General features: G+C 74.0%; 21 protein-coding genes. 10 read left to right on the top strand and 11 right to left on the bottom strand.

The window, feature by feature from the left end; genetic code table 11:
* Positions 1-4 precede the first annotated feature (4 nt).
* From ABT160_RS27965 to ABT160_RS27950, 4 genes are all read right to left on the bottom strand, one after another.
* Positions 5-1,357, bottom strand: a complete 1,353-nt coding sequence (locus ABT160_RS27965; RefSeq protein WP_351650602.1) for a serine hydrolase domain-containing protein — start codon at positions 1,355-1,357, stop codon at positions 5-7.
* A gap of 303 nt (positions 1,358-1,660) precedes the next feature.
* Complete coding sequence (locus ABT160_RS27960) at positions 1,661-2,623, bottom strand: SGNH/GDSL hydrolase family protein (RefSeq protein ID WP_351650600.1); 963 nt, start codon at positions 2,621-2,623, stop codon at positions 1,661-1,663.
* Between the two features lie 161 nt (positions 2,624-2,784).
* The gene (locus tag ABT160_RS27955) at positions 2,785-3,240 is read right to left on the bottom strand and encodes a peroxiredoxin (protein WP_351650599.1); all 456 of its coding nucleotides are present in this window, start codon (positions 3,238-3,240) and stop codon (positions 2,785-2,787) included.
* 203 nt (positions 3,241-3,443) lie between these two features.
* Complete coding sequence (locus ABT160_RS27950) at positions 3,444-5,897, bottom strand: SpaA isopeptide-forming pilin-related protein (protein ID WP_351650598.1); 2,454 nt, start codon at positions 5,895-5,897, stop codon at positions 3,444-3,446.
* Between the two features lie 491 nt (positions 5,898-6,388).
* On the opposite strand from ABT160_RS27950, the gene ABT160_RS27945 reads away from it, so the two are divergent.
* Positions 6,389-6,547: a hypothetical protein gene (locus tag ABT160_RS27945; RefSeq protein WP_351650597.1), complete on the top strand. Its 159-nt coding sequence runs from the start codon at positions 6,389-6,391 to the stop codon at positions 6,545-6,547.
* A gap of 309 nt (positions 6,548-6,856) precedes the next feature.
* The gene (locus ABT160_RS27940; protein ID WP_351650596.1) at positions 6,857-8,182 is read left to right on the top strand and encodes a cytochrome P450; all 1,326 of its coding nucleotides are present in this window, start codon (positions 6,857-6,859) and stop codon (positions 8,180-8,182) included.
* Between the two features lie 122 nt (positions 8,183-8,304).
* Here the strand turns inward: ABT160_RS27940 and ABT160_RS27935 are convergent, their stop codons facing one another.
* Positions 8,305-9,003 (bottom strand): DUF4360 domain-containing protein, encoded by a 699-nt coding sequence (locus tag ABT160_RS27935; protein WP_351650595.1) that lies wholly within the window; start codon positions 9,001-9,003, stop codon positions 8,305-8,307.
* Positions 9,004-9,330: 327 nt separating this feature from the next.
* On the opposite strand from ABT160_RS27935, the gene ABT160_RS27930 reads away from it, so the two are divergent.
* On the top strand, positions 9,331-9,627 hold the full coding sequence (locus tag ABT160_RS27930; RefSeq protein ID WP_502984316.1) for a YkvA family protein: 297 nt from the start codon (positions 9,331-9,333) through the stop codon (positions 9,625-9,627).
* 536 nt (positions 9,628-10,163) lie between these two features.
* On the opposite strand, the gene ABT160_RS27925 is transcribed toward ABT160_RS27930, so the two are convergent.
* A complete protein-coding gene (locus ABT160_RS27925) occupies positions 10,164-11,111 on the bottom strand; it encodes an NAD(P)-dependent oxidoreductase (protein WP_502984315.1) in 948 nt (315 codons plus the stop codon).
* 129 nt (positions 11,112-11,240) lie between these two features.
* Here ABT160_RS27925 and ABT160_RS27920 point away from each other — a divergent pair, with 129 nt between their 5' ends.
* On the top strand, positions 11,241-11,840 hold the full coding sequence (locus ABT160_RS27920) for an LmrA/YxaF family transcription factor (protein ID WP_351650593.1): 600 nt from the start codon (positions 11,241-11,243) through the stop codon (positions 11,838-11,840).
* Between the two features lie 139 nt (positions 11,841-11,979).
* Positions 11,980-12,366 carry a VOC family protein gene (locus ABT160_RS27915; RefSeq protein WP_351650592.1) on the top strand — a complete coding sequence of 129 codons (387 nt, stop codon included), beginning with the start codon at positions 11,980-11,982 and terminating at the stop codon, positions 12,364-12,366.
* 196 nt (positions 12,367-12,562) lie between these two features.
* Here the strand turns inward: ABT160_RS27915 and ABT160_RS27910 are convergent, their stop codons facing one another.
* Together ABT160_RS27910 and ABT160_RS27905 are read right to left on the bottom strand one after the other, a co-directional pair.
* A complete protein-coding gene (locus tag ABT160_RS27910; RefSeq protein ID WP_351650591.1) occupies positions 12,563-12,916 on the bottom strand; it encodes a PRC-barrel domain-containing protein in 354 nt (117 codons plus the stop codon).
* 187 nt (positions 12,917-13,103) lie between these two features.
* Entirely contained in the window at positions 13,104-13,727 is a 624-nt protein-coding gene (locus ABT160_RS27905) for a LysE/ArgO family amino acid transporter (protein ID WP_351650590.1), read from the bottom strand.
* A gap of 147 nt (positions 13,728-13,874) precedes the next feature.
* On the opposite strand from ABT160_RS27905, the gene ABT160_RS27900 reads away from it, so the two are divergent.
* The gene (locus ABT160_RS27900) at positions 13,875-14,771 is read left to right on the top strand and encodes a LysR family transcriptional regulator ArgP (protein ID WP_351650588.1); all 897 of its coding nucleotides are present in this window, start codon (positions 13,875-13,877) and stop codon (positions 14,769-14,771) included.
* A gap of 43 nt (positions 14,772-14,814) precedes the next feature.
* A complete protein-coding gene (locus tag ABT160_RS27895; RefSeq protein ID WP_351650587.1) occupies positions 14,815-15,288 on the top strand; it encodes a hypothetical protein in 474 nt (157 codons plus the stop codon).
* 98 nt (positions 15,289-15,386) lie between these two features.
* On the opposite strand, the gene ABT160_RS27890 is transcribed toward ABT160_RS27895, so the two are convergent.
* Positions 15,387-15,803 carry a cytidine deaminase family protein gene (locus ABT160_RS27890; protein ID WP_351650586.1) on the bottom strand — a complete coding sequence of 139 codons (417 nt, stop codon included), beginning with the start codon at positions 15,801-15,803 and terminating at the stop codon, positions 15,387-15,389.
* Positions 15,804-16,204: 401 nt separating this feature from the next.
* Here ABT160_RS27890 and ABT160_RS27885 point away from each other — a divergent pair, with 401 nt between their 5' ends.
* A complete protein-coding gene (locus ABT160_RS27885; RefSeq protein WP_351650585.1) occupies positions 16,205-17,440 on the top strand; it encodes an NAD(P)/FAD-dependent oxidoreductase in 1,236 nt (411 codons plus the stop codon).
* On the opposite strand, the gene ABT160_RS27880 is transcribed toward ABT160_RS27885, so the two are convergent.
* On the bottom strand, positions 17,430-17,645 hold the full coding sequence (locus tag ABT160_RS27880; RefSeq protein ID WP_351650584.1) for a cold shock domain-containing protein: 216 nt from the start codon (positions 17,643-17,645) through the stop codon (positions 17,430-17,432). The two genes, ABT160_RS27885 and ABT160_RS27880, sit on opposite strands and share 11 nt — an antisense overlap.
* Before the next feature lie 570 nt (positions 17,646-18,215).
* On the opposite strand from ABT160_RS27880, the gene ABT160_RS27875 reads away from it, so the two are divergent.
* Complete coding sequence (locus tag ABT160_RS27875) at positions 18,216-18,653, top strand: SSI family serine proteinase inhibitor (RefSeq protein WP_351650583.1); 438 nt, start codon at positions 18,216-18,218, stop codon at positions 18,651-18,653.
* A gap of 115 nt (positions 18,654-18,768) precedes the next feature.
* Here ABT160_RS27875 and ABT160_RS27870 read toward each other — a convergent pair whose 3' ends face one another.
* Positions 18,769-19,296, bottom strand: a complete 528-nt coding sequence (locus tag ABT160_RS27870; protein WP_351650582.1) for a SixA phosphatase family protein — start codon at positions 19,294-19,296, stop codon at positions 18,769-18,771.
* 310 nt (positions 19,297-19,606) lie between these two features.
* Here ABT160_RS27870 and ABT160_RS27865 point away from each other — a divergent pair, with 310 nt between their 5' ends.
* A complete protein-coding gene (locus ABT160_RS27865) occupies positions 19,607-20,542 on the top strand; it encodes an ion transporter (protein ID WP_351650581.1) in 936 nt (311 codons plus the stop codon).
* Positions 20,543-20,560 lie beyond the last annotated feature (18 nt).

Genomic DNA, 20,560 nt, shown 5'->3' with positions numbered 1-20,560 from the left:
TCGGTCACCTGAGGAAGCGCTCCGCGGGGACCACCGCGCGCGGGGCGAGCAGCGGCGCCGTGGCCGCGGCGGCCTTGCGGGACGACTTCCCGGTACCCGCGAGCGCGCCGTCCACGTGGGCGACGAGCGCCTCGCCTATCGGGTCGGGCAGCGGGGTGCCGTCGGGCGCGAAGCGCTCGTACTTCATGTAGTTGTAGCCGATGGCAACCTGCCTGCGGCCGTCCTCGGAGGACAGCGCCCAGGTGCCCGCGCCGAACACCGCGCCGTCGTGGCCCCAGTACCAGCCGCCGTTCGGCATCTTGATCGTGTACAGGCCCAGGCCGTAGCGCATCAGGGCCTCCTGGCCGGGCTCCGGCTCGTAGGCGGGTACGCCCTTCTTCATCTCCTTCAGCTCCGCGGGCCCGAGCAGCCCGCCCGTCAGCAGCCGGCGGTAGAAGTCGTTGAGGTCGGAGGTCGTCGACACCAGCGCGCCCGCGGTCCAGGCCCACGACATGTCGTACGTGCTGTAGTCCCTGGCCGGGTCGATGTAGCCGTAGAACGACTCGTACATCTTGCTGTGCGGGCCCTTGATGCGGGGCGAGGCGGGGAAGTACGTGTGGCGCAGGCCGGCCTTCCGGATGACGTTGCGCGTGATGTACGCCTCCGCGTCCTGACCGGTCACCTTCTCCAGGACGAGCCCGGCCAGCACGTAGTTGGTGTTGGAGTACACGTGCTTGCCGCCGGGCTCGGCGACGGGCGGCTGCGCCAGCCCCAGCCGCGCGAGATCGGCCGGCTCGTGGTGCCGGAAGCGGCCCTCGTCCAGGGCCTTGCCGGGGTCCTCGGCCAGGCCCGGGAAGGCGGCCAGCACGAAGTCGTTGACGCCGCTGGTGTGGTTGAGGAGCATCCGCACGGTGATCCGCCGCCCCCGCTCGCCGGGGACGAGGTCCGGCAGGTAGCGGCCGACCGGCGCGTCCAGGTCCACCTTCCCCCGGGCGACCTGCTGGAGCACGGCGACGGAGGTGAACGTCTTGGTGATGCTGCCGACGCGGTGCTCGAAGTCCGGCCGGGTGGGCCGGCGCGTGTCGACGTCGGCGATCCCGGTGGCCCCCCGCCACTCGCGGGAGCCGTCGCGGACCGCCGAGTAGGCGCCGTACATGCCGGCCTGGTGGAAGGCGTCGAGCGACGCGCGCAGCGCCTCCCGGTCGAGCCGTCCGGAGAGGGCGGCCGACGGGCCGGCGGACGTGGTGGTGGACGAGGACGGGGTGGCCGTGGTCGTCGCGTGGGCGGGGAGCACGCCGAGGGCGAGCGCGGCGGCGGTGGCCGACGCGGCGGCGGCGACGCGTGCCCGGCGCCGGGTTCCGGTGCTGGCAGTTGGCATGGAACGATTCCTGTCTGGTCATCAGGCGTCGCACCGGGGCCGGTCGTTGCCCCGGTACGTGTGCTGCGCTCCCATCCTCACGGCGTCGCCGGGAGCCGCCCTCCACCCTGAGGACGATCTTGTGCATGGGAACGGATGACGTATGTCAGGTGTCGCCCGGGTACGGAATGCGTACCGAACGCGTGGGCACGGCGGCGCGGATCCCGGCGTCAGAAGCGGAGTTGACGCCACCGCGCGCACGCACGCTCGCACCCGCCCGCGCCGGGCCCCGGGGCACGGGGCCCGGCGCGGAGGCTCAGAGGTTCACCGGCCCAGCGCCCCCAGCACGGCGGCCGCCTGGTGCGCCGCGCCCAGCTCGTTGGGGTGGAACGGGACCGCGAGGCCCGGCGGGTTAGTGGTCACCGGCACGAAGCCCTCCACCCACTTGGTGCCCGGCAGCTTGCAGATGTCGTGCCCGACGCTGCCCGAGTAGGTGTCCACCAGGCGCACGTCGAACCCGTCGGCGTCCTCGCGGGCCCGCGTGACGGCGCGCGCCAGCACGGCGTTCAGCTCCTTGAGCTTGCCGCCGAGCCACACCAGGTCGTCGTCCAGGATCTGCACGAACGGGAAGCAGCCCCGGTCGGTGGGCGCCCCGGCCAGGTAGTCCACCGCGAGCACGGTCGCGTTCGGGGCGAGTTGATGGGTGCGCAGCAGCGCCTCGTACACCTTGTCCTCGACGGCCTCGATCTGCTGCGACATGGTGTCCTTGCCGCCCTGCACCCAGTGGGTGCGGCAGGGCCGGCCCAGCGGCTCCGGCAGCAGGTTGAAGCAGCCGCGCAGGATCGACGCCAGGCCCGCGTCGTTGCCGCCGATGCCGACGGTGACCAGGTCGGTGGTGGGCGTCAGCCGGTCGAACTGGGGCGCGTTGACGCCCCGTACGAGACCCGCGTAGTCGATGTCCTGCGGCTGCGCCAGCTCCTTGGTGGTCGCCGAACCGCAGGTGGCGTCGCGGAAGGTGGCGACGCCCAGCTCCTGGGCGACCTTCTTGGGGTAGTTCCAGGTCGACTGGAAGCAGGCGTACGGGACGTGCTCGCTGGAGACGTTGGTCAGCAGCGCCACGTCCGCCGACCACGAGTCGCCCAGGGCGACGTACTCGTCGTAGTCCCGCGGGGCATCGCCCGCGAGCGCGGGGGACGGCGCGGCGAGCAGCGCGCAGAGGGCGGCGAGCGAGGCGCACAGGGCGCGGCGGGCGGTGCGGGCGCGGCGCGGGGACAGCCGGATGGGCACGGGGCGACTCCGAGGGGTGCGGCGGCGGGGGTTCGTACGGCTGCCGTCATCCATCCACCGCGCGGGCCGCCGCGTGCCGTTCCGGCCGCCCGTTCACCCGTGCGCGCGCACCACGTCATCCGGTCGCGCCAACGCGCCCCCGCCCTCCCCGGCGGTGCGCGTCAGGCGGCGAGGGCGCGCAGCGCCTCCAGGGCGCGGTCCGCGTGGGCGCTCATGCGGATCTCGCTGCGGACGACCTCGGCGACCCGGCTGTCCTGCCCGATCACGAACGTGACGCGCTTGGTGGGGGCCAGCGAGAACCCGCGCTTGACGCCGAAGCGTTCGCGGACGGCGCCGTCCGCGTCGGAGAGCAGCGGGAAGCCGAAGGTGTGCTTCTCGCTGAACTGGCGCTGCTTGTCGACCGTGTCGCCGCTGATGCCCACCGGGCGCGCGCCGACCGCCTGGAACTCGGCGGCCAGGTCGCGGAAGTGGCAGGCCTCGGCGGTGCACCCGGCGGTCATCGCGGCGGGGTAGAAGAACAGCACGACCGGCCCCTCGGTGAGGAGTTCGGACAGGCGCCGTTCGGTTCCGGACTCGTCCGGCAGTGCGAAGTCCTCGACCAGGTCACCGATCTGCATCGTGAGCCACGTCCCTTCTCGACGCTGGAGGCTGCGGGCATCCTACTCCCGGGTAGCGCCGGGGGAGCGGCGGGGCCAGGGCACGGCAGGAGGCCCCCGGCCGGCTGACCGGGGGCCTCTGTGAATGACTCGTACTGCCGTTCCCCACGGTCCGTACGGTTCACATGGACCGTACGGACCGAACGGACGGTGCTTCGCTGCGGCTACTTCTTGTCGTGCTCCCCGCGCGCGTTGGTCAGCCTGACCGTGACGCCCTTCGCGGCGTTGCCCGCCGTCACGGAGTGCGGTCCGCTCACGGGGTTCGAGGGCATCCGGTACCCCTCGGGGACGGCGGTCTCCTGGAGGTAGTACGCACCGGTCGCGAGGCCGCCGAAGACGCAGCTCCCCTTGCCGTCGGTGGCGCAGCCGGAGCCGACGGCCGTGTCGGGACGCGCACCGCCCGTCTGGAGTCCGGGCGTCCCGTTGGTCTCGCGCCACAGCCGGAAGACGGCCCCGGCCAGGGGGCTTCCACTGGTCTGGTCCGTCTTGAGGACGGAGATCGAGCCCTTGACGGCCTCGTTGCGCACGGTCACCGACACGGTCCTGTCCGGCCGGGCGACGACCAGCGGACCGAAGACCGCGGGCCGGGGGAGGACGTGCCCGGCGGGCGCCTTGGTCTCCACCCAGTAGTACGTGCCGAGCTCGACCTCCTCCGTGCACCGTCCGGCGGCGGGCGTGACGCAGTCGGCGGCCTTGGTGTCGGGAGTCGCGCCGGACCGCTGCAGGCCGGGCCGCCCGTTGGTCTCCCACCACAGCTCGAAGACCGCCCCCGCCAGGGGCTTCCCGGTCGTGGCGTCGACCTTCAGCACGCTCACCTTGCCCAGGACGGTGGGAGCCTCCCTGCGCTTGTTCTTCGCGGTGACGCTCACCCCGGCACTGGCGTTGGCCAGGGTCAGCTCCAGCGGCCCGAAGACCGGGTCGCGGGGCAGCTCGTAGTTCGCGGGCGCCTTGGTCTCCACCCAGTAGTACGTGCCGAGGGCCAGGTCCGCCGTCTCGCAGGTGCCGTCGGCGCCCGTGGTGCACGGCGCGCCGATCGGGGTGTCGGGGTCGGCACCGCCCTGCTGGAGCCCGGCGACGCCGTTGGTCTCGTGCCACAGCCGGAAGACCGCGCCGGGCAGCGGGGCGCCGGTGCGGGAGTCCTCCTTGACGACCTTCACCTTGCCGGTGGTGCCGCCGGAGAACGTCTTGTTGGTGGCGGTCACGGAGACGCCCGCGGAGGAGTTCGCCGCCGTCAGTTCGAGCGGCCCGAAGACCGGGTCGACCGGCATGGTGTACCCGATGGGCGCCTTGGTCTCGCGCCAGTAGTAGGTGCCGAGCTTCACCGTCCGCTTGCACACGCCCTGGTCGTCGGTGGTGCACACGGCGCCGACCTTGGTGTCGGGCGTGGCGCCCGAGGTCTGCAGGCCCGCGACGCCGTTGGTCTCCTGCCACAGCTCGAACTCGGCCCCGGCGAGCGGGTCACCGGTGTTCACGTCCGTCTTCACCACCTTGACCTCGCCCTCCTGCTCGACGCAGTCCGGCAGGTCGCCCTCGAAGGGGTAGTTGTGGAACTCCTGGCCGCCACCGCCCGTCGAGGAGCTGGTGTGGGTGAGCGAACCGGTGGTGAAGAACCGCCCGTTCATGCCGGGCATGCTGATCGTCGTCATCGACGACTGGTCGCCGACCAGCACGCTGCCCTGGAACTGTCCGGTGCCCTTGAACTCCACGCCCGTGGCGTCCGGGAAGTTCCACAGCAGACGGTTGCGCAGCTGGTTGAAGGGGCTGCTGTCGTCGATCGTGCCGCTGTACGTGTTGACGACGCGGTTCGTCCCGTACACGTTGACCAGGACCGTGGCGCCCGCCGGGATGTTGCCGAAGGTGATGCCCTCCTGGCCGCCGCTGCCGCCCTGCATGTCGAAGTCGACCTCGAAGACCTGGAGCATCGAGGTGCCGTCGCCCTCGAAGTGGGTCTCGCCGCCCGCGTGCGTCACCAGGCCGGTGGTCTTGCGACGGCCGCCCTCCGGCGGGTACGCGTAGCACTTGCTGGCCTTCGTCAGCTCGTCGCGCAGGTCCTTGTACGGAGTGACCGCCGCGGCGTCCTTGACGGTCTGCTGGGAGAGGATCGTGCCGGTCGCGTCGCCCGCGTGCCGTACGACGCCGTCCTCGGCGACGAGTCGCTGGCCCGTCGCGACGGAGACGTTCCCGCCGGTGGTGAGCCAGTCGGTGCCGACGTCGGGGGCCACGCGCGAACCCACGCCCGCCTCGCCGACGTTGTAGATGCCGCTGACGCCCGCGGCCTTGTTCTGGTCGAAGTCGCCGATGACGACGACCTTGCCCTCCACCTCGGCCGCCCGCTCGCGGACCAGGAAGTCCTTGCCCACGAAGACGTTGATGCCGTTGTCGCGGTACTGGATCGGGCCGTTGTTGATCGGAGGGTAGCCGCCGCTGGGGCAGGTGCCCGGCACACAGGGGCCCAGACCGCCGGGGAGGGGCTTGGCGCGGGCCGCGGGGACCGCGGGGGCGGCGTCCGGCGGGGCCGCGGCGGCGGCCGTGGCGGAGACGGTGACCGGAGCCCAGACCACGGCGAGGGTACAGGTGAGGGCCGCCCAGCGGCGTGAGGAATGTCGTGCGCGGAACATGCGGAAGATCGGCTCCTCGGGTGCGGTCGGACTCGGACAACGTCGCCGTCAGGCTCACACGCGCGCGCGGAGCGCACCGCGCGACGCGTCCGTTCGGGCGACACGTGCCAGCCGCAAGGACCATGACGGGGCGTTACGGGGCTCGTGCGGGACGCGCCCGTACGGCCCGTTCGGGCGCGACTGTGCGGTGCGGCGGGACGCGACCGTGCGGTGCGGAGGGGTGCAACCGTTCGGTGCGGAACGTGCGTCCCAAGACACGCCCGAGGAAGGTGCGTTGACCTCTCGAGCCGCGGTCCCTACCTTGTGCCCGCGAGGCGCGGCACGGCGAGGGGGCCGGGGCGCGGCGCGGACGGTCGACGTGGCACATGCGATCTGCCACACGCGATGTGCCACACGAGTGAAGGATCGTTTCGCCTGCGGGTCCGCACGGCCCCCGTGTGCTGCACTCGGGACCGCGGCCCATGCGCCGACCGTCGGACGAGGGAGCTCGGATGGAGAAGGACTGCAAGGTCTGCCAGGCCCTTCGCGAGGAGGCCCGGAAGCCGGGGGCGGACCTGGGCGACCTGCTCCTGCAGACCCAGCTCCACGAACGCGACGCCCACCGGAGGTCGCGCCGCCGGGGGCCCCGCCCCGACGCCGACCGCGCCTGACCCCGCGCGCCCGGTCCCGCGCCCCTGGTCGCCCGTACCGGGGCGCGCGGGGACCGGCGTCCGCGCGCCCCGTCCGGAAGCCCCGTCCGCACCCGCCCCGGCGTTTGCCGCGCCCCCGTACGGATACGCGGAGGGTTCCGCCCGCCGCCCCGACCGCGGGCCCACCGGAACCGGCCGCTCAGCCGGTCCAGGAGTGGGTACGGGTACTACGGGGGCGGCGGACGACATCGTGGCGGTGCTCCAGCACGGTGTGCGCCGCCCCGCGACGCCAACCGGCACCCAGCGTGCGAACACCCCCCGAGGACCGGCATGAAGACTGAACCCCTCGCTCCGCCCCGACCCGCCACCGCGACCCTCGCCGACCGCCTGCGGATAGCCGCCCGGGTCGGCCTGCCCGCCGTGGCCAGCGGCCTCGTGGCGCGCCGCCCCCGCCAGCTCGCCCTGATCGAGAGGTTCGGCCTGGACCGCCGCGCCGTCGAGCTGCTGCGGGAGTTACGCGCGCGCTACGGGCCGGGCCCGCTGCTGCTCCCCGGCCGGCCCGTGGCGCTGCTGCTCTCGGCCACCGACGCGGCGTACGTCCTCGACCGCACCCCCGACCCGTTCACCCCGGCCACCCGCGAGAAGCGCGAGGCGCTCGGGCGCTTCGAGCCTGCCGCTGTGCTCGTCGCCTCCGACACCGACCGCGACCGGCTGCGCCGCCTCAACGAGGAGGCCCTGGAGCCGGACCGGGCCCTGCACCACCTGGCCCCGCGCATCGTCGGCGTCGTGCGCGCCGAGGCGGCCCGTCTGTCGGCCCGCGCGGGGCCCGGCGACGACCGGGCGGTCGTGCTCGGCCAGCGAGACTTCGACCGGGCCTGGTGGCGCGTGGTGCGCCGGGTGGTCCTGGGCGACGCGGCCCGCGACGACGTCCGGCTCACCGCGCTGCTCACCCGGCTCAGGTCCGCCGCCAACTGGGGCCCGCTCGCCCCGCGCCGGACCCGCACGCGCACCGAGTTCGAGCACCTGCTGGACGCGTACACCCAGCGGGCCGAGCGGGGCAGCCTGTGCGCGCTCGGCTCCGGCCTGACCGGCCAGATCCCGCACTGGCTGTTCGCGTTCGACGCCGCGGGCGCGGCCACGCTGCGGGCCCTCGCCCTGCTGGCCACGCACCCCGCGCAGGAGGAGCAGGTCCGCAACGAGCTGGCCGTCCCCGACCTCGCCCGCCCGCAGCCCCTCGCGTACACCAGGGCGTGCGTCCTGGAGTCGCTGCGGCTGTGGCCCACGACCCCGCTGCTGCTGCGGGAGGGGGCGCGCGAGACCCGCTGGGGGACGACGACGCTCCCGCCGGGCACGTCGTACGTGATCCACGCCCCGTACTTCCACCGCGACGACGCCAACGGGTACGCCGACCGGTTCGTGCCGGAGATCTGGGTGGACGGCACCGCGTCGGGCAACCCGGCGCTGATGCCCTTCAGCCGGGGCCCGGCGCGCTGCCCGGGCGAGAGCCTGGTGCTGCTGGTGGCGTCCACCTTCCTGGCGGCGCTGCTCGAGCGGCACGAGGTGAGGCAGCGCGCCGGTACGCGCCTCTCACCGGACGGGCCGCTGCCGTACACCGTGAACCACTTCGCGCTGCGGCTCGAACTCGCCCCCTACTGAACCCCATTGGAGGCGGCGGAGCGCGCGAGGGCCGCCCGGCGGGAGGCCGGGCGGCCCGAAGGGGAACGCCGTGCGAAGGCGTGGTCACCGCGCGCGGGACGCCTCCCGCGCGCGGCCTGAGGTCAGCGACGCGGCGGCGGGCACTTCTTCCAGGAGAAGTGGTACACCGTGTTGAAGCTGCCGTCGGTCGAGTCCATCGTCATGAAGCTGGTCGACCTGGCGGTGTCCGAGTAGCCCTTGTCCACCAGCAGCTCGGTGTTGATGTTGAAGTCGCGCTTGCCGCCGCACGGCGCGTACTCCAGCGACTCGACCGCGGTCTTGTCGGTGACCTGCCAGTTGCCCTCGAGCGGGCCCCTGAAGCTGTGCGCGCGGCGGTCCGTGTCGGACATGCCCTGGAAGTAGTAACTGGCCTTCTGCGTGCCGCCGGCACCGCGCGCCAGGCTGGCGAAGCCGCGGTAGTCGGCCTGCGCGACGGCGTAGGTGAAGCCCTGCGGGACGTTCACGTTCAGCAGCAGCTGGCAGTTCTTGCGGAAGTCGGTCGGCTTGGCGCCGACGCCGACCTGCGCCAGGTACTCGCTGTAGGTGACCGTGAAGGCCGTGTTGTCGGGGGAGACGGCCACCGCCGCGCTGCCGGGGCGGCAGCCGGAGCCGTTGGCCTTGACGACGCCGATGGTGATGTTGCCGTCGGGGGTGAGGGCCGCGGAGGCGGCCGAGGAGGTGGGGGACGAGACCGCCGGGGACGTGGCGGTGGCCGTGGCCGGGGTGAGCGCGGCGGCGACGAGGGCGGCCGCGGCACCTCCGACGTACACGGACTTGAACATGCGGGTTCCTTCCGATGGTTCGGCGGGCCCCGCCGGCCGCTCCGAAGGATGCGGACCGGCGTGCCGGGACCCACCCGGGGACGCGAGGGCGGGCCGGAGGCAGGGGGGAACACCCCGCCGTGGGCTCGCCGCGATCGCAGCGGAAGTCGACCACGCCCTGACGGTCCGTCACGTGACCCACGCCGCACACGTGTCCGAGTGCACTCGCTCGGCCGCTTGTGCGGTGAGGTCGGCGCGGGACCGGGTAGGAGCGCTGGGCGGCCCGCGCGTCCGGGAAGATCCGGGGACATCAGGGAACATCCAGGTGGGAGGTGTGGATTCCGAGCCATGAGTACCGAGATGAAGATCGCGCTCACGGTGGCGGCGATTGCCGTCGTGGTGATGCTGGTGGTGACGGTGGTGCTGACGGTGCGGGTGTTCCGGGCCCGGAAGGTGCTCAAGGACGCCGGGATCCCGCTGGAGCACAAGGCGGCCTTCTGGGGCGCGCTGCTGTACGTCGTCTCTCCGGTGGACCTGCTGCCGGACCCGGTGTACCTCGACGACATCGGGGTGCTGCTGCTGGCGCTGAAGGTGCTGCACTCGGCGGCGGAGCGCACGCGCGGCGGGAAGGCGGAGCTGCCGTAGGCCCTTCCGGGACCTCTGCCCGGGTTCCTTAGGTGATCGGGGGCGGCGGCGCAAGAGGGCGATCGACCGCCCGCGCGACGCGGGAACGGCACTGAGAATGGCCGGTGTTGACGCCGTCCGGCGGGTCCTGGCGGGGTCGGCCCGCGGGTACGGACCCGCCGCCGCGCGCCGGTGCCGGGTGATCCGTTGGCGCGGGTGGCCGGGGAGGCGCCCGGAGCCGATGGAATCCGGACGGTGTCACTCGTACTCGATTCGTACTCGATGGGGGACGGGTGCCCCGACTAGCGTCGCAGGGGACGGTCGCGGGAACGGGGCTCCGACGCCCCGGACGCCCCTATCGGCTCGCGTCCACCGCCACCCGTGCGCGGCGGACGCCACCGGACGGCCCTGAGGCGGGGCCCGCGGCGGTGCGGGCGGGAGGGAAGAGGCACCCTCGCCCCGCACCGCCCCTCCGGTCTCATCGTCCCTCCGGCCGCACCGCCCCTCCGGCCGTTCCGCCCGACCGCGAGCCGCGGGTCCCCAACGGGTCGGGTCCCTCAGAGGCCGGACGTACGCGCCGCAGGCTCCGCGAGCGCGTACGTGCGGGCCTCGATGGCGTGCAGCACCGCGGCCATGTCCAGCCCGCCGTGCCCGAGCGCGACGGCCTCGCCGAACAGGGCGTGGCAGGTGTCCAGGAGCGGGGACGCGTGGTGACCGGCGCGGGCCTCGTCGGCGATCAGGCGGTTGTTCATGAGGACGTCCAGGACGGCGGCCTGCACGTCGTAGTCGCGGGCCGTGAGCTTGGCGGCCTTGACGGTGCTCACGGCGCTCGCCATCGGCCCCGCGTCCAGCACCTCCCGCAGTAGCTGCCGGTCCAGGCCGTGCCGGTCGGCGAAGTGGAACGCCTCCGCGAGGCCGGTCACCATGGTGATGAGGAAGAGGTTGACGGAGAGCTTGGTGAGGAGCGCGCCGGGGACGGCTCCGCAGGTGAAGGTGGTGCGGCAGACGGGGGAGAGGAGCGGGCGCACCAGGGCGACGGCCGCGTCGTCGCCCGCGAGCATCGCCACCAACTGCCCCTGCTCGGCGGGGATCCGGGAGCCGGAGACGGGAGCCTCCACGTAACTCCCGCCCGCGGCACGGACGTCAGCACCCAGGGCGCGCGAGTGCGCGGGCGAGGTGGTGCCCATGTGCACGAGGGTGCGCCCGGTGGCGTACGCGCCGAACGAGGGGGTGCCGCGCCGCAGTACGGAGTCGATGGCGTCCTCGTCGGCGAGCATGAGCAGGACCACCCCGGCCCGCTCGAACACCTCCGAGGGGTCGTCGGCGACGCGGGCGCCGGCGGCGCGGAGGGGCGCGCACTTGTCGGGCGAGCGGTTCCAGACGACGAGCGGGGTGCCGGCCCGGGCCAGGCGCAGGGCCATGGGCTGCCCCATCACGCCGAGGCCGATGAAGCCCACGGGGCGCCCGGACTCCCCGGCGCCACCCGCACGCTGCTCACTCCCCATGAAGCACCGCCACCTTGCTGTCCCGCGTCGACTATGACGACTGTCATGGTAACGGGCGCCATGATGGCTGTCATGACGCCTGTCATGATGGACCGGGAAGCCGGGACGGCCGACGAGGAGGAGTACCTGATGGCGGAGGCGGAACCCACGAGCCACAAGCCGCGCGAACGGATGGTCTTCAGTGCCGCGCAGCTGATCCGCCGGGACGGGGTCGCCGCGACCGGGATGCGCGACGTGGTCGCCCACGCCGGGGCGCCGCGCGGCTCGCTCCAGCACTACTTCCCGGGCGGCAAGGCGCAGTTGGTGAACGAGGCGGTGGCGTGGGCGGGGCAGTACGCGGCGCGCCGCGTCGGCCGCTTCGTGGCGGCGCTGGACGAGCGGGTGCCGAGTGCCCTCTTCGCGGCGATGGTGGCGCAGTGGTCGGATGAACTGCGGGACACGGGCAGCCTGTTGGGGTGCCCGGTGGCGGCGGCCACGGTGGACTGGGCGGACTGCGGGGAGTCGACCCGCGCCGCGGCGGCCGACGCCTTCGCGGCGTGGCGCGGACCGGTCGCCGGGGCGCTGGGGGAGATGGGGGTGCCCGAGGAGCGTACGGAGGCGCTGGCGACGCTGATGATCAGCGCGCTGGAGGGGGCGATCCTGCTGGCCCGCGCCGAACGCGACGTACGGGCGCTGACGACGGTGGCGCGGGAGCTGGGGCCGCTGCTGGACGCGGCGGTGGTGCGCTGAAGAGGGGTGCGGCGCGGAGCCCGCGCCCTCCCCCGATCGCCGCCCCGCGAGGGCACATGAGCCGTGGCCCGAAGGGGTACTCGAAGTCGACACGGACGCCCAGTGTGGGTGACACGTCCGACAGCGGGGAGCGAAACCCATGGCCACAGCGAAAACCACCGTCGTCGTCCTCGACTGTTCCGAGCCCAAGGTCCTCGCCCGGTTCTACGCCGAACTCCTCGACGGAGAGGTGAAGGCGAGCGTCGACTCGGACTACATGGACGTCATCGGCCACGACGGCACCAGGCTCAGCATCTACCACGACCGCGGCTACGCCCCGCCGAGCTGGCCGCGCCCGGACGACTCCCAGCAAGTGCACCTGCGCCTCTACGTGGCGCCGGAGGACATGGACGAGGCGGAGCGCGAGGTGATCGGCCTGGGCGCGACGCCCATCGACACCAAGGACAACGGCGGCCCGCACGACACGCGCCTGTACGCGGACCCGGCGGGACACACGTTCACGCTGGTGGCGATGGAGGAGATGTAGGAACGGCGCCCCTGTCAGGGGCCTGTTGCCGACACCCGGGGTGCGGGCCCGCCCGGCTGCGGCGCCCGCCCCAGCCACCCCCAGCAGAACGCCTCCCCCGCCCTCGGGCGGGGGAGGCGTTCACGCGGGCCGGGGGGCCGTGGCCGCCCCGTCCCGTCCTAGTCCCGTTGTGCGACGGCGACCCGGGGGCCGGGGGTCACAGCGTGCGCGGGGTCCCGTAGTAGCCGCCGACCTGCTCGTGGTACGTCGGGTCGCCCACGTGCTTGTCCACGTCGAACTCCGGGGAGTCCTTGATCTCGGCCTTCGTGCGGGCCACGAAGATCTTCTTCTCCTGCGGGTCGATGCGCGTGATGATCCCGGCCGGGAGCAGCACGTGCTTGCCGAAGATCCACACGCCCGTGTCGACCACGATGAAGGAACTGCCGACCTCTTCGGACTGCTTGTCCACCTTCCCGATCGACCCGTCCGTGGCTTCCACCTTGTAGCCGACCAGGTTGCTGCCCGGGCGGTACGCGGCGGCCTCGGGGTAGGCCCAGATGTTCTCTGTCATGTCGGGTCCTCTGTTTCCTTCGGTGGTGAGCGGATGCCCCGTCGCTGCCGAGTGCCCCTCGGTCCGTCCCCCATGCAGCGGTTTCCGGCCCTGTGCCGTACGCGGCTCGGATACCCGCCTTCCGGCGGCCCCCGTACGGCCGCCTTTCAGGTCCCGGCCCCACCACCGGCCGCACGCGGTACGCGGCTCAGGCCCCCGCTACCAGCAGCGCCCCCATCGTCACCATCGTCGCCGCCACCAGCCCGTCCAGGACCCGCCACGCCTTCGGGCGCGACAGCAGGCCGCTCAGCAGGCGCGCCCCGTACCCCAGCGACACGAACCACGTGATGCTCGCCAGCACCGCCCCTGCCCCGAACACCCACCGCTGCGAGCCGTGGTCGGAGGCGACCGAGCCGAGCAGCAGCACCGTGTCCAGGTACACGTGCGGGTTCAGCCAGGTCAGCGCCAGGCACGTGAGCACGGCCGCCTTCGCCGAGCCGGACACCCCGCCGCGCGCGCTGAGCGCCGCGTCGGGAGCCGGGCGCAGCGCGCGCCGCGCCGCCAGGAAGCCGTAGCCGAGCAGGAACGCCCCGCCCGCGAGCCCCACCGCCGTCAGCGCCGCCGGCCACGCGGTCACCACCGCGCCCACCCCCGCCACCCCGAGGCCGATCAGCACCGCGTCGGACACCGCGCACACCGCCACCACCGCCAGGACGGCGCGTCGGTGCGCCCCCTGGCGCAGGACGAACGCGTTCTGCGCCCCGATGGCGACGATGAGGGAGAGCCCGGTGCCGAAACCGGCCAGTGCGGTGGTGAGGGTGGAGTGGTTCATGCCTTCGACGGTAAGGACGCGGCACCGGACAGTACAGCTAAAGATTCTTACGTACCATTAGCGCTCCTGATGCTTCGCTGACGCGCCCCTGATGATCCTTCGACCCGCCCGCCGACGACACGCAGACGAGACGACGAGGAGACCGCCATGGAAGACCTTCCCCTCGACCAGGTCAGGACCCTCCTCGCCGTGGTCGACGAGGGCACCTTCGACGCCGCCGCCGCTGCCCTCCACGTGACCCCGTCCGCCGTCAGCCAGCGCGTGAAGGCCCTGGAGCAGCGCACCGGCCGGGTGCTCCTGATGCGTACGAAACCGGTCCGGCCCACCGAGTCCGGGCAGGTCGTCGTCCGCTTCGCCCGCCAGCTCGCCCGGCTGGAACGCGACGCCCGCGCCGAGCTCGGCCTGGACGACGAGCAGGGGCCCGTCCGGCTGCCCATCGCCGTCAACGCCGACTCCCTCGCCACCTGGTTCCTGCCCGCCCTCACCCGCATCACCCAGGACCCTCCGATCGCCTTCGAACTGCACCGCGAGGACGAGGCGTACACCACGACGCTGCTGCGCGAGGGGCAGGTGATGGCCGCCGTGACCTCCTCGCCCGACCCGGTCGCCGGATGCACCGTGCGCCGCCTCGGCAAGGTCCGCTACCTCGCCGTCGCCGCACCGGAGTTCGCCGCCCGGCACCGTACCGGGACCCTGGCGCACGACCTCCAGCGGGCGCCGGTCATCGTGTTCGACCGGCGCGACGACTTCCAGGACGCGTTCGTGCGCTCGCTGACCCGGGGGAAGGGCCGGGCGGGCCGGGTGCGCCACCACGTGCCCACCTCCGAGGGCTTCTCGGACGCGGTGGAGGCCGGGCTCGGCTGGGGCCTCGTGCCGGAGGCGCAGGCCGAACCCCGGCTGCGCGACGGCGTGTTCGTCGCGCTGGCGCCCGGGCGGCCGATGGACGTGCCGCTGTACTGGCAGCAGTGGAAGCTCGACTCGCCCGCCCTGGCCGAAGTGGCCCGGGTGGTGGAGGAGGCCGCGGCGGCCGTGCTGCGGCGCTGAGCGCTCCGGCCCGAACTGCCAGGTCGGCGCGGGCGCGACCGGCGTGGTCGCCGCGCTGATGTGGCTGGGCCTGGTGGCCCTGGTGGTGTGCGTGCTCCTCGCGCTCCTCGCGGAGTGGGGCGACGGCCGGGCGCCCCGGTCCGGCGCGCGCCCGGTACCGGCGACCGAGCGGGTCCGTCGCAACGCCACCGCGCTCGGCGTCAGCGCCGCCCTCCTCGCCCTGGTCTACTGGCTGTTCGCCGGGCCGCTGGTGACGGACCCCGGCGCGCCCTGCGCGGCCCGGGGCAGCTGGTCCTCCTATCCGCCCGAGACCCTCGACGCCCGGGTCTTCCCGCCGTCGGCGACCTGTCGCTTCCGCAGCGGCGAGACCGACGCGCTGGTGCCCGGATGGGCGACCGTACTGATCACGGGCCTCGCGGCACCGGTCGCCGTCAGCGGCGTGGGGTTCGCCCTCGCGGTGCGGCGGCGGGGCGCGCAGGAGCGCGGCCGCCGCGGGGCCGGGGGCGTCGCCGCGTAGGGCGTGCCAGGCGTCGCGGGGCGGGCGGGACTTTCGCAACGCGCCCCAGGGCTCCGGGCCGTGCGCCGGGGCCCGGGCGCGACCGGCCGGAGCGGCCCCTACCCCTGCGGGCTCCACGCGTAGGCCCCCGGCAGCAGGTCCTCGATCAGGACGCTCCGTACGCCCTCCGGGGTCGGCAGCAGCACCCTGATCCCCGGGTGGTAGTCCAGGAGCACCTGCCGGTCCCTGCCGCACGGCGCGCACACCCCCCGGCCCAGGTTCCCCACCGCCACGATCGTCGTCAGCGCCCGCGCCCCCGCCGCGCGGGCCGTCCCCAGGGCGACCAGCTCCGCACAGGGGCCGCCGGTGAAGTGGTACAGGTTGATGCCGCCGTGCACCGACCCGTCGGCGGCGCGCACGGCCGCGCCCATCGTGTGCACGCCGTCCGGACCGTCGGTGTGGGCGTCCACGATCCGGCGCGCGGTCTCGATCAGCTCGTGGTCCTCGGGGGTCAGCTCCCGGCTCGGAATGCGCATGCGTGCAGGTTACGGAGGCGGGCCCGCCCGGAGCGAACGGTTTGCCCAGCGGATCGTCCGGTGGTTCGCCCAGCGGATCGTCCAGCGGTTCGTCCGGCGCGTGCGCCCGCCCGGGTGACCCGCCGCCCGTGGCCGCCTGTTCCCGTGCTCCCGGGCGGGCGCGCGTGTCCAGGGGGCCGTTAACCCGGCTGCCCCGGTCGCCGGGCGCACCCGCCCGACCGCGCTTAGCGTGGGGGCGTGCGCTTCCCGAGAGCGCCCAGCGGCCGGCCGTCCTCCCGCACGTGGCGGCCGGCCGCGACTTTCCCCGCCCTCCCGGGTACGTGACCGGGACGGGCAGCCGGACCCGGGGCGCGAGCCCCGTGCGTGACCGGCCACGACACCGTGCGCGAAGCCGGACCACCATGGAGAAACCCGCCCCCGCGAAGGCCCCCGGCGACCACCGGACCTCCCGCCGCGAACCCGCCCGCCACGCACCGGGCCGCCAGGCACCCGCCCACCGCGTCCTCGTGCTCGGCGCGGGCCGCACCGGCCTGCTCGTGACCCTCCTGCTGGCCCGGCGCACCAGGCGGGCCCGCTGCCGCCCCACGGCACGCGGACCCCGGGTGCACGTCACCCTGGTCAACCCCTCGGAGCGGTTCACCGAGCGGCCGCGCGTGCACCAGGTCGCCGCCGGGCAGGAGCTCGCGCGGTACGACGTCACCGCGCTGCTCGCGGGCACCGGCGTCGACTTCGTGCGCGGGCGCGCCCAGCGCATCGACACCGGGGCGCGCGAGGTGGTCGTCGCGGCGGAGGACGGGGCCCGGGTCCTCCCGTACGACACCCTCGTGATCGCCCTCGGGGTCACCACCGACACCGGCGCGGTCCCGGGGGCCGGCGCGCACGCGCTCACCCTCGATGACCCGCGCGCCGCCCACCGCCTGGCCGGGCGGCTCGCCGCGCTCGCGGCGGCGGGAGGCAGCCTCACCGTGTGCGGCTGCGGCGCGGCCGGTGTCGAGGCCGCCGCCGAGATCGCCGAGAGCCACCCGGGCCTGCGGGTCACCCTCGTCGGCCGGGACCGCCCCGGCGCCGGGCTCGGCGACCGTGCCCGCGCGCACCTGGACGCGGCGCTGGGACGGCTGGGCGTGCGCGTGGTGACCGGCGAGGTGGTGAGGGTGCTCCCGGGCGCGCTCGCCCTGGCCGACGGGACGCTGCTCCGTACGGACGCCTGCCTGTGGACCGCCGGGACGCGGGGGCCGGGGCTCGCCGCCGGCGCGGGCCTGGCCACCGACGCGCGGGGCCGGGTCGAGGTGGACGGCTCGCTGCGCTCGCTCTCGCACCCCGAGGTGTACGCGGTCGGCGGCGCCGCGGCCGTACGCGGCACCTGGCACGGATCCCGCGGCTTCGGCGGGAGCGGGCTGCCGTCCGCCGCCCACGCCGCCGGAAGCATCGTGCGGCGGCTGCGCGGGAAGCGGGCCGGGCGGCCGTGGTCCCGGTCCTTCCACCGTCCGGTGGGCCTGGGGCGGCGCGACGCGGTCGTCCAGTTCACCCGCGCCGACGGCACCCCCGTGCCCGGCTGCCTCACCGGGCGGGCGGCCGTGGCCTACCGGGCCCTGCTCGGCGCGGGCCCGGTGCGGCTGTACGGGCTGCTCAGGGCCTGACCTCGCGGGCCTCGAACCTGCCCGCGCCCAGTTCCAGGACGAACGACACCTGCTGGCCCTCGGAGAGCGTCTTGCGCTCGCCCTCGATGTCCTCGCGGTCGACGTAGATGCTGTCCTGCTGGCCGAAGAGGACCACGAAGCCGTAGCCCTTCCTCCGGTCGAACCACTTCACGAGGCCCTCGCACCTCTCCCGGGTGTCTCTCATGGTCCTCTCCCTCCTGCGGGTTCCCCTCGCCAGGGGCGCGCCGGACCGGACCGGGACGCCACGGCGCGGCGTTCGGTACGGACCGGGGGTGGACCGCCTGCGGGGCCGCGCTCACAAGCACCGGAGCCCGGGGTCGCGGGGGACTCGACGACGTCCGGGGGTGCACCGCGCGGCGCGGGCGGTTACGGGTGTTGTGCCCCGATCGGTCACACCATATGCGCGGACGGTGGAGAGCGGTTTCCCCGAGGGGGCCGTCCGGGCGTCTCACCGTCAGGCGTCCGAGGGCCGTTCGTCATCCGGACGGTGATGGCTGTTCACCTTTCAATCGATGACGCAGGAAGTAATCAGCCTTTCGATGGCCGGACTTCAGGGCCCTGTAGGCTTCTTCTCGTCGACTTCCCCAGGCTCCCTCGTTCGGTGGCCGGAGCGGGGACCTCGCTCTTTCACGTATCGCCGAATGTCGCCAGGTATCCGGATTCCGTCCGCGTGGTGTGCGGTGCGCGTGGGGTGCGGCAAGACTGGCGCCCGTTCCCAGCCGACCCCACCCTCACGAAGGGAAAGGTGACTTCCATGCGCACCCTCGCAGGAATGGCCCTCACGTCCGCCCTCGCCCTCGGCGGCCTCGCGGTGGCACCCGCCGCGCACGCCGTCGACCAGGCCCCCCGCGCCGCCGCAGCGGGCCTCTACGCCCCGACCGCGCTCGTCCTCTCCGTCGCCCCCGGCGACGAGGAGAGCGAGCAGGCCGTGCTGCGCGCCGTCACGCTCTCCTGCCTCCCGACCGCCGGAACGCACCCGGCGCCCGCCGCGGCCTGTGCCGAACTCGCCTCCTCCGGCGGCGACTTCGCCGCCCTCGCCACCGCGACGCCGGGCCGCGCGTGTACCAAGGAGTGGGACCCCGTCACCGTCACGGTGGAGGGCGTGTGGCGCGGGCAGCGGGTGTCCCACACCGAGACCTTCGGGAACGCGTGCCTGAAGAACGCCAACGAGAGCGCCCTGTACTCCTTCTGAGGCGATGAGGTTCTGAGGCAATGATGTTCTGAGGCGATGGGGTTCTGAGGTTCTGCGGGGCGACTTCTTCGGGAGGCGGCCAATGCCCGCCTGACGTGCGCAATATGACGAAGCGTCAGCGGCGCGGGCGCAGCTCGTGACCCACGACGAACTCGCTCAGCAGGGTCGAGCCCGCGCCCAGCATCTCCCAGTCCCCGCGCCAGGTCAGCACGGCGGCAGAGGCCGTCGGCACCGCTGCCCGCACCCGTCGGAGGGCGCCGCCCTCCCCGTCGCCGGCCAGGGCGAGGACAAGCTCCCGCACCCCCGGGTTGTGTCCCACCACGGCCAACGTACCCACATGCGGCGGTACTTGACGGGTAAGGGCCAGCAGTTCGGCCGGCCCGGCGCGGTACACCCGCCGCTCGTCCACGACGGGCGGCGGGCTCCCGAGCCGGGACGCGATCAGCTCCCAGGTCTCGTGCGCGCGGCGGGCGGGCGAGCACAGGACGAGGTCGGGCAGCCAGTTCCCGCCGTACAGCCAGCGGCCCAGCGCCTCCGCGTCCTTGCGGCCGTTGGCGGTCAGCGGCCGCACCGGGTCCTCGATGCCCGCGCGGCGCACCGCCTTCGCGTGCCGCACCGCCACCAGGCGCCGCAGCGGCTTCACGGCGCCGCTCCCCGCGCGCCGGCCGTCGGGACCGCTCCGCTGCTGTGCACCTCGCCGACAGTAGTGCGGGACGACAGCGGGCAAAAGGCGGCCGGGGCACGCGGCGGCCACGGGCGGGTGGAAAGCGCTGTCGCGGCGCGGGCCGTCCCCGCCGGGTCGCCGTCACCGCGTGCCGAAACGATTCCTTCGTTGTGATGAACGCCCCGCGACCGGGGCATACGGCACCCCCGGAGGGTCCAGCCTGACTCAGTCGCGATCTTGGATCGCGCTGCGGGCCGTGCTGACACGACGAACAAGGGATCGACCTTCCATGGCAGTTCAGGTGATCGGAACCGGCAGATACCTGGTGGCGGCGCGCTGCCGCAGGGTTCTGGACTCGGGAGCCTTCAACAGCGTCGTACTGGGGCTCATCCTCGCCAACGCCGCCCTCCTCGGCCTGGAGACCTACGACGGGATCTCCCGGGCCTGGCACCACGCCCTCGCCACGACCGAGCACGTCTTCCTCGTCGCGTTCACCGTCGAGCTCCTCGTCCGCTTCGCCGCCCACCTGGACCGCCCGGCGGACTTCCTGCGGGACCCGTGGAACCTCTTCGACGCCGCGCTGATCCTCCTCGCCGTCAGCCCGCTCGCCTCGCAGAACGCCACCGCGCTGCGCATGCTGCGACTCGCCCGGGTGCTGCGCGCGGCCCGGCTGATGCCGCAGCTCAGGATCATCCTGGTGGCGGTCGGCAAGAGCGTGCCGGGCACCGTCAGCTTCATGCTCGTCGGGACGCTGCTGCTGTACGTGTACGCGATGGTCGGCTGGCTCGTCTTCGGCGACGTCAACCCCGACCAGTACGGCTCGCTGGGCCGCGCCACGCTCACCCTGTTCCTGCTGATGACCCTCGACGGGCTCGGCGACGCGGTCGCCGCCGGCATGGCGTACTCGCCGTGGACGATCGTCTACTTCGCCTCGTTCGTCCTGCTCGGCTCGTTCGTGATGGTGAACCTGCTCATCGGCGTCGTGCTCAACTCCCTCGAAGAGGCGCGGGAGATGGAGGCCGAGGCCAAGCGGGCCCCGGCGGCCGGCGACCCGGAGGCGCTGGCCCGCAAGGAGCTCACCGACCGCATCCAGCAGGCCCGGACGGTCCTGGGCGACCTGGAACTGATGCTCGCCGAGGGCCGGACGATCCCGGCCCAGGGACCGGAACCGGACGGGCACCAGGAGGCGCACGACACCGCCCTGGCGGGGCGCAGGTCGGGCTGAGCCTCCCACGGGACGCCC

The sequence above is a fragment of the Streptomyces sp. NPDC001941 genome (genome assembly GCF_040296945.1).
Classification (GTDB): Bacteria; Actinomycetota; Actinomycetes; order Streptomycetales; family Streptomycetaceae; genus Streptomyces.
The sequence above is the reverse complement of the archived record's forward strand: the minus strand, read 5'-3'. Positions and strand labels throughout refer to the sequence as shown.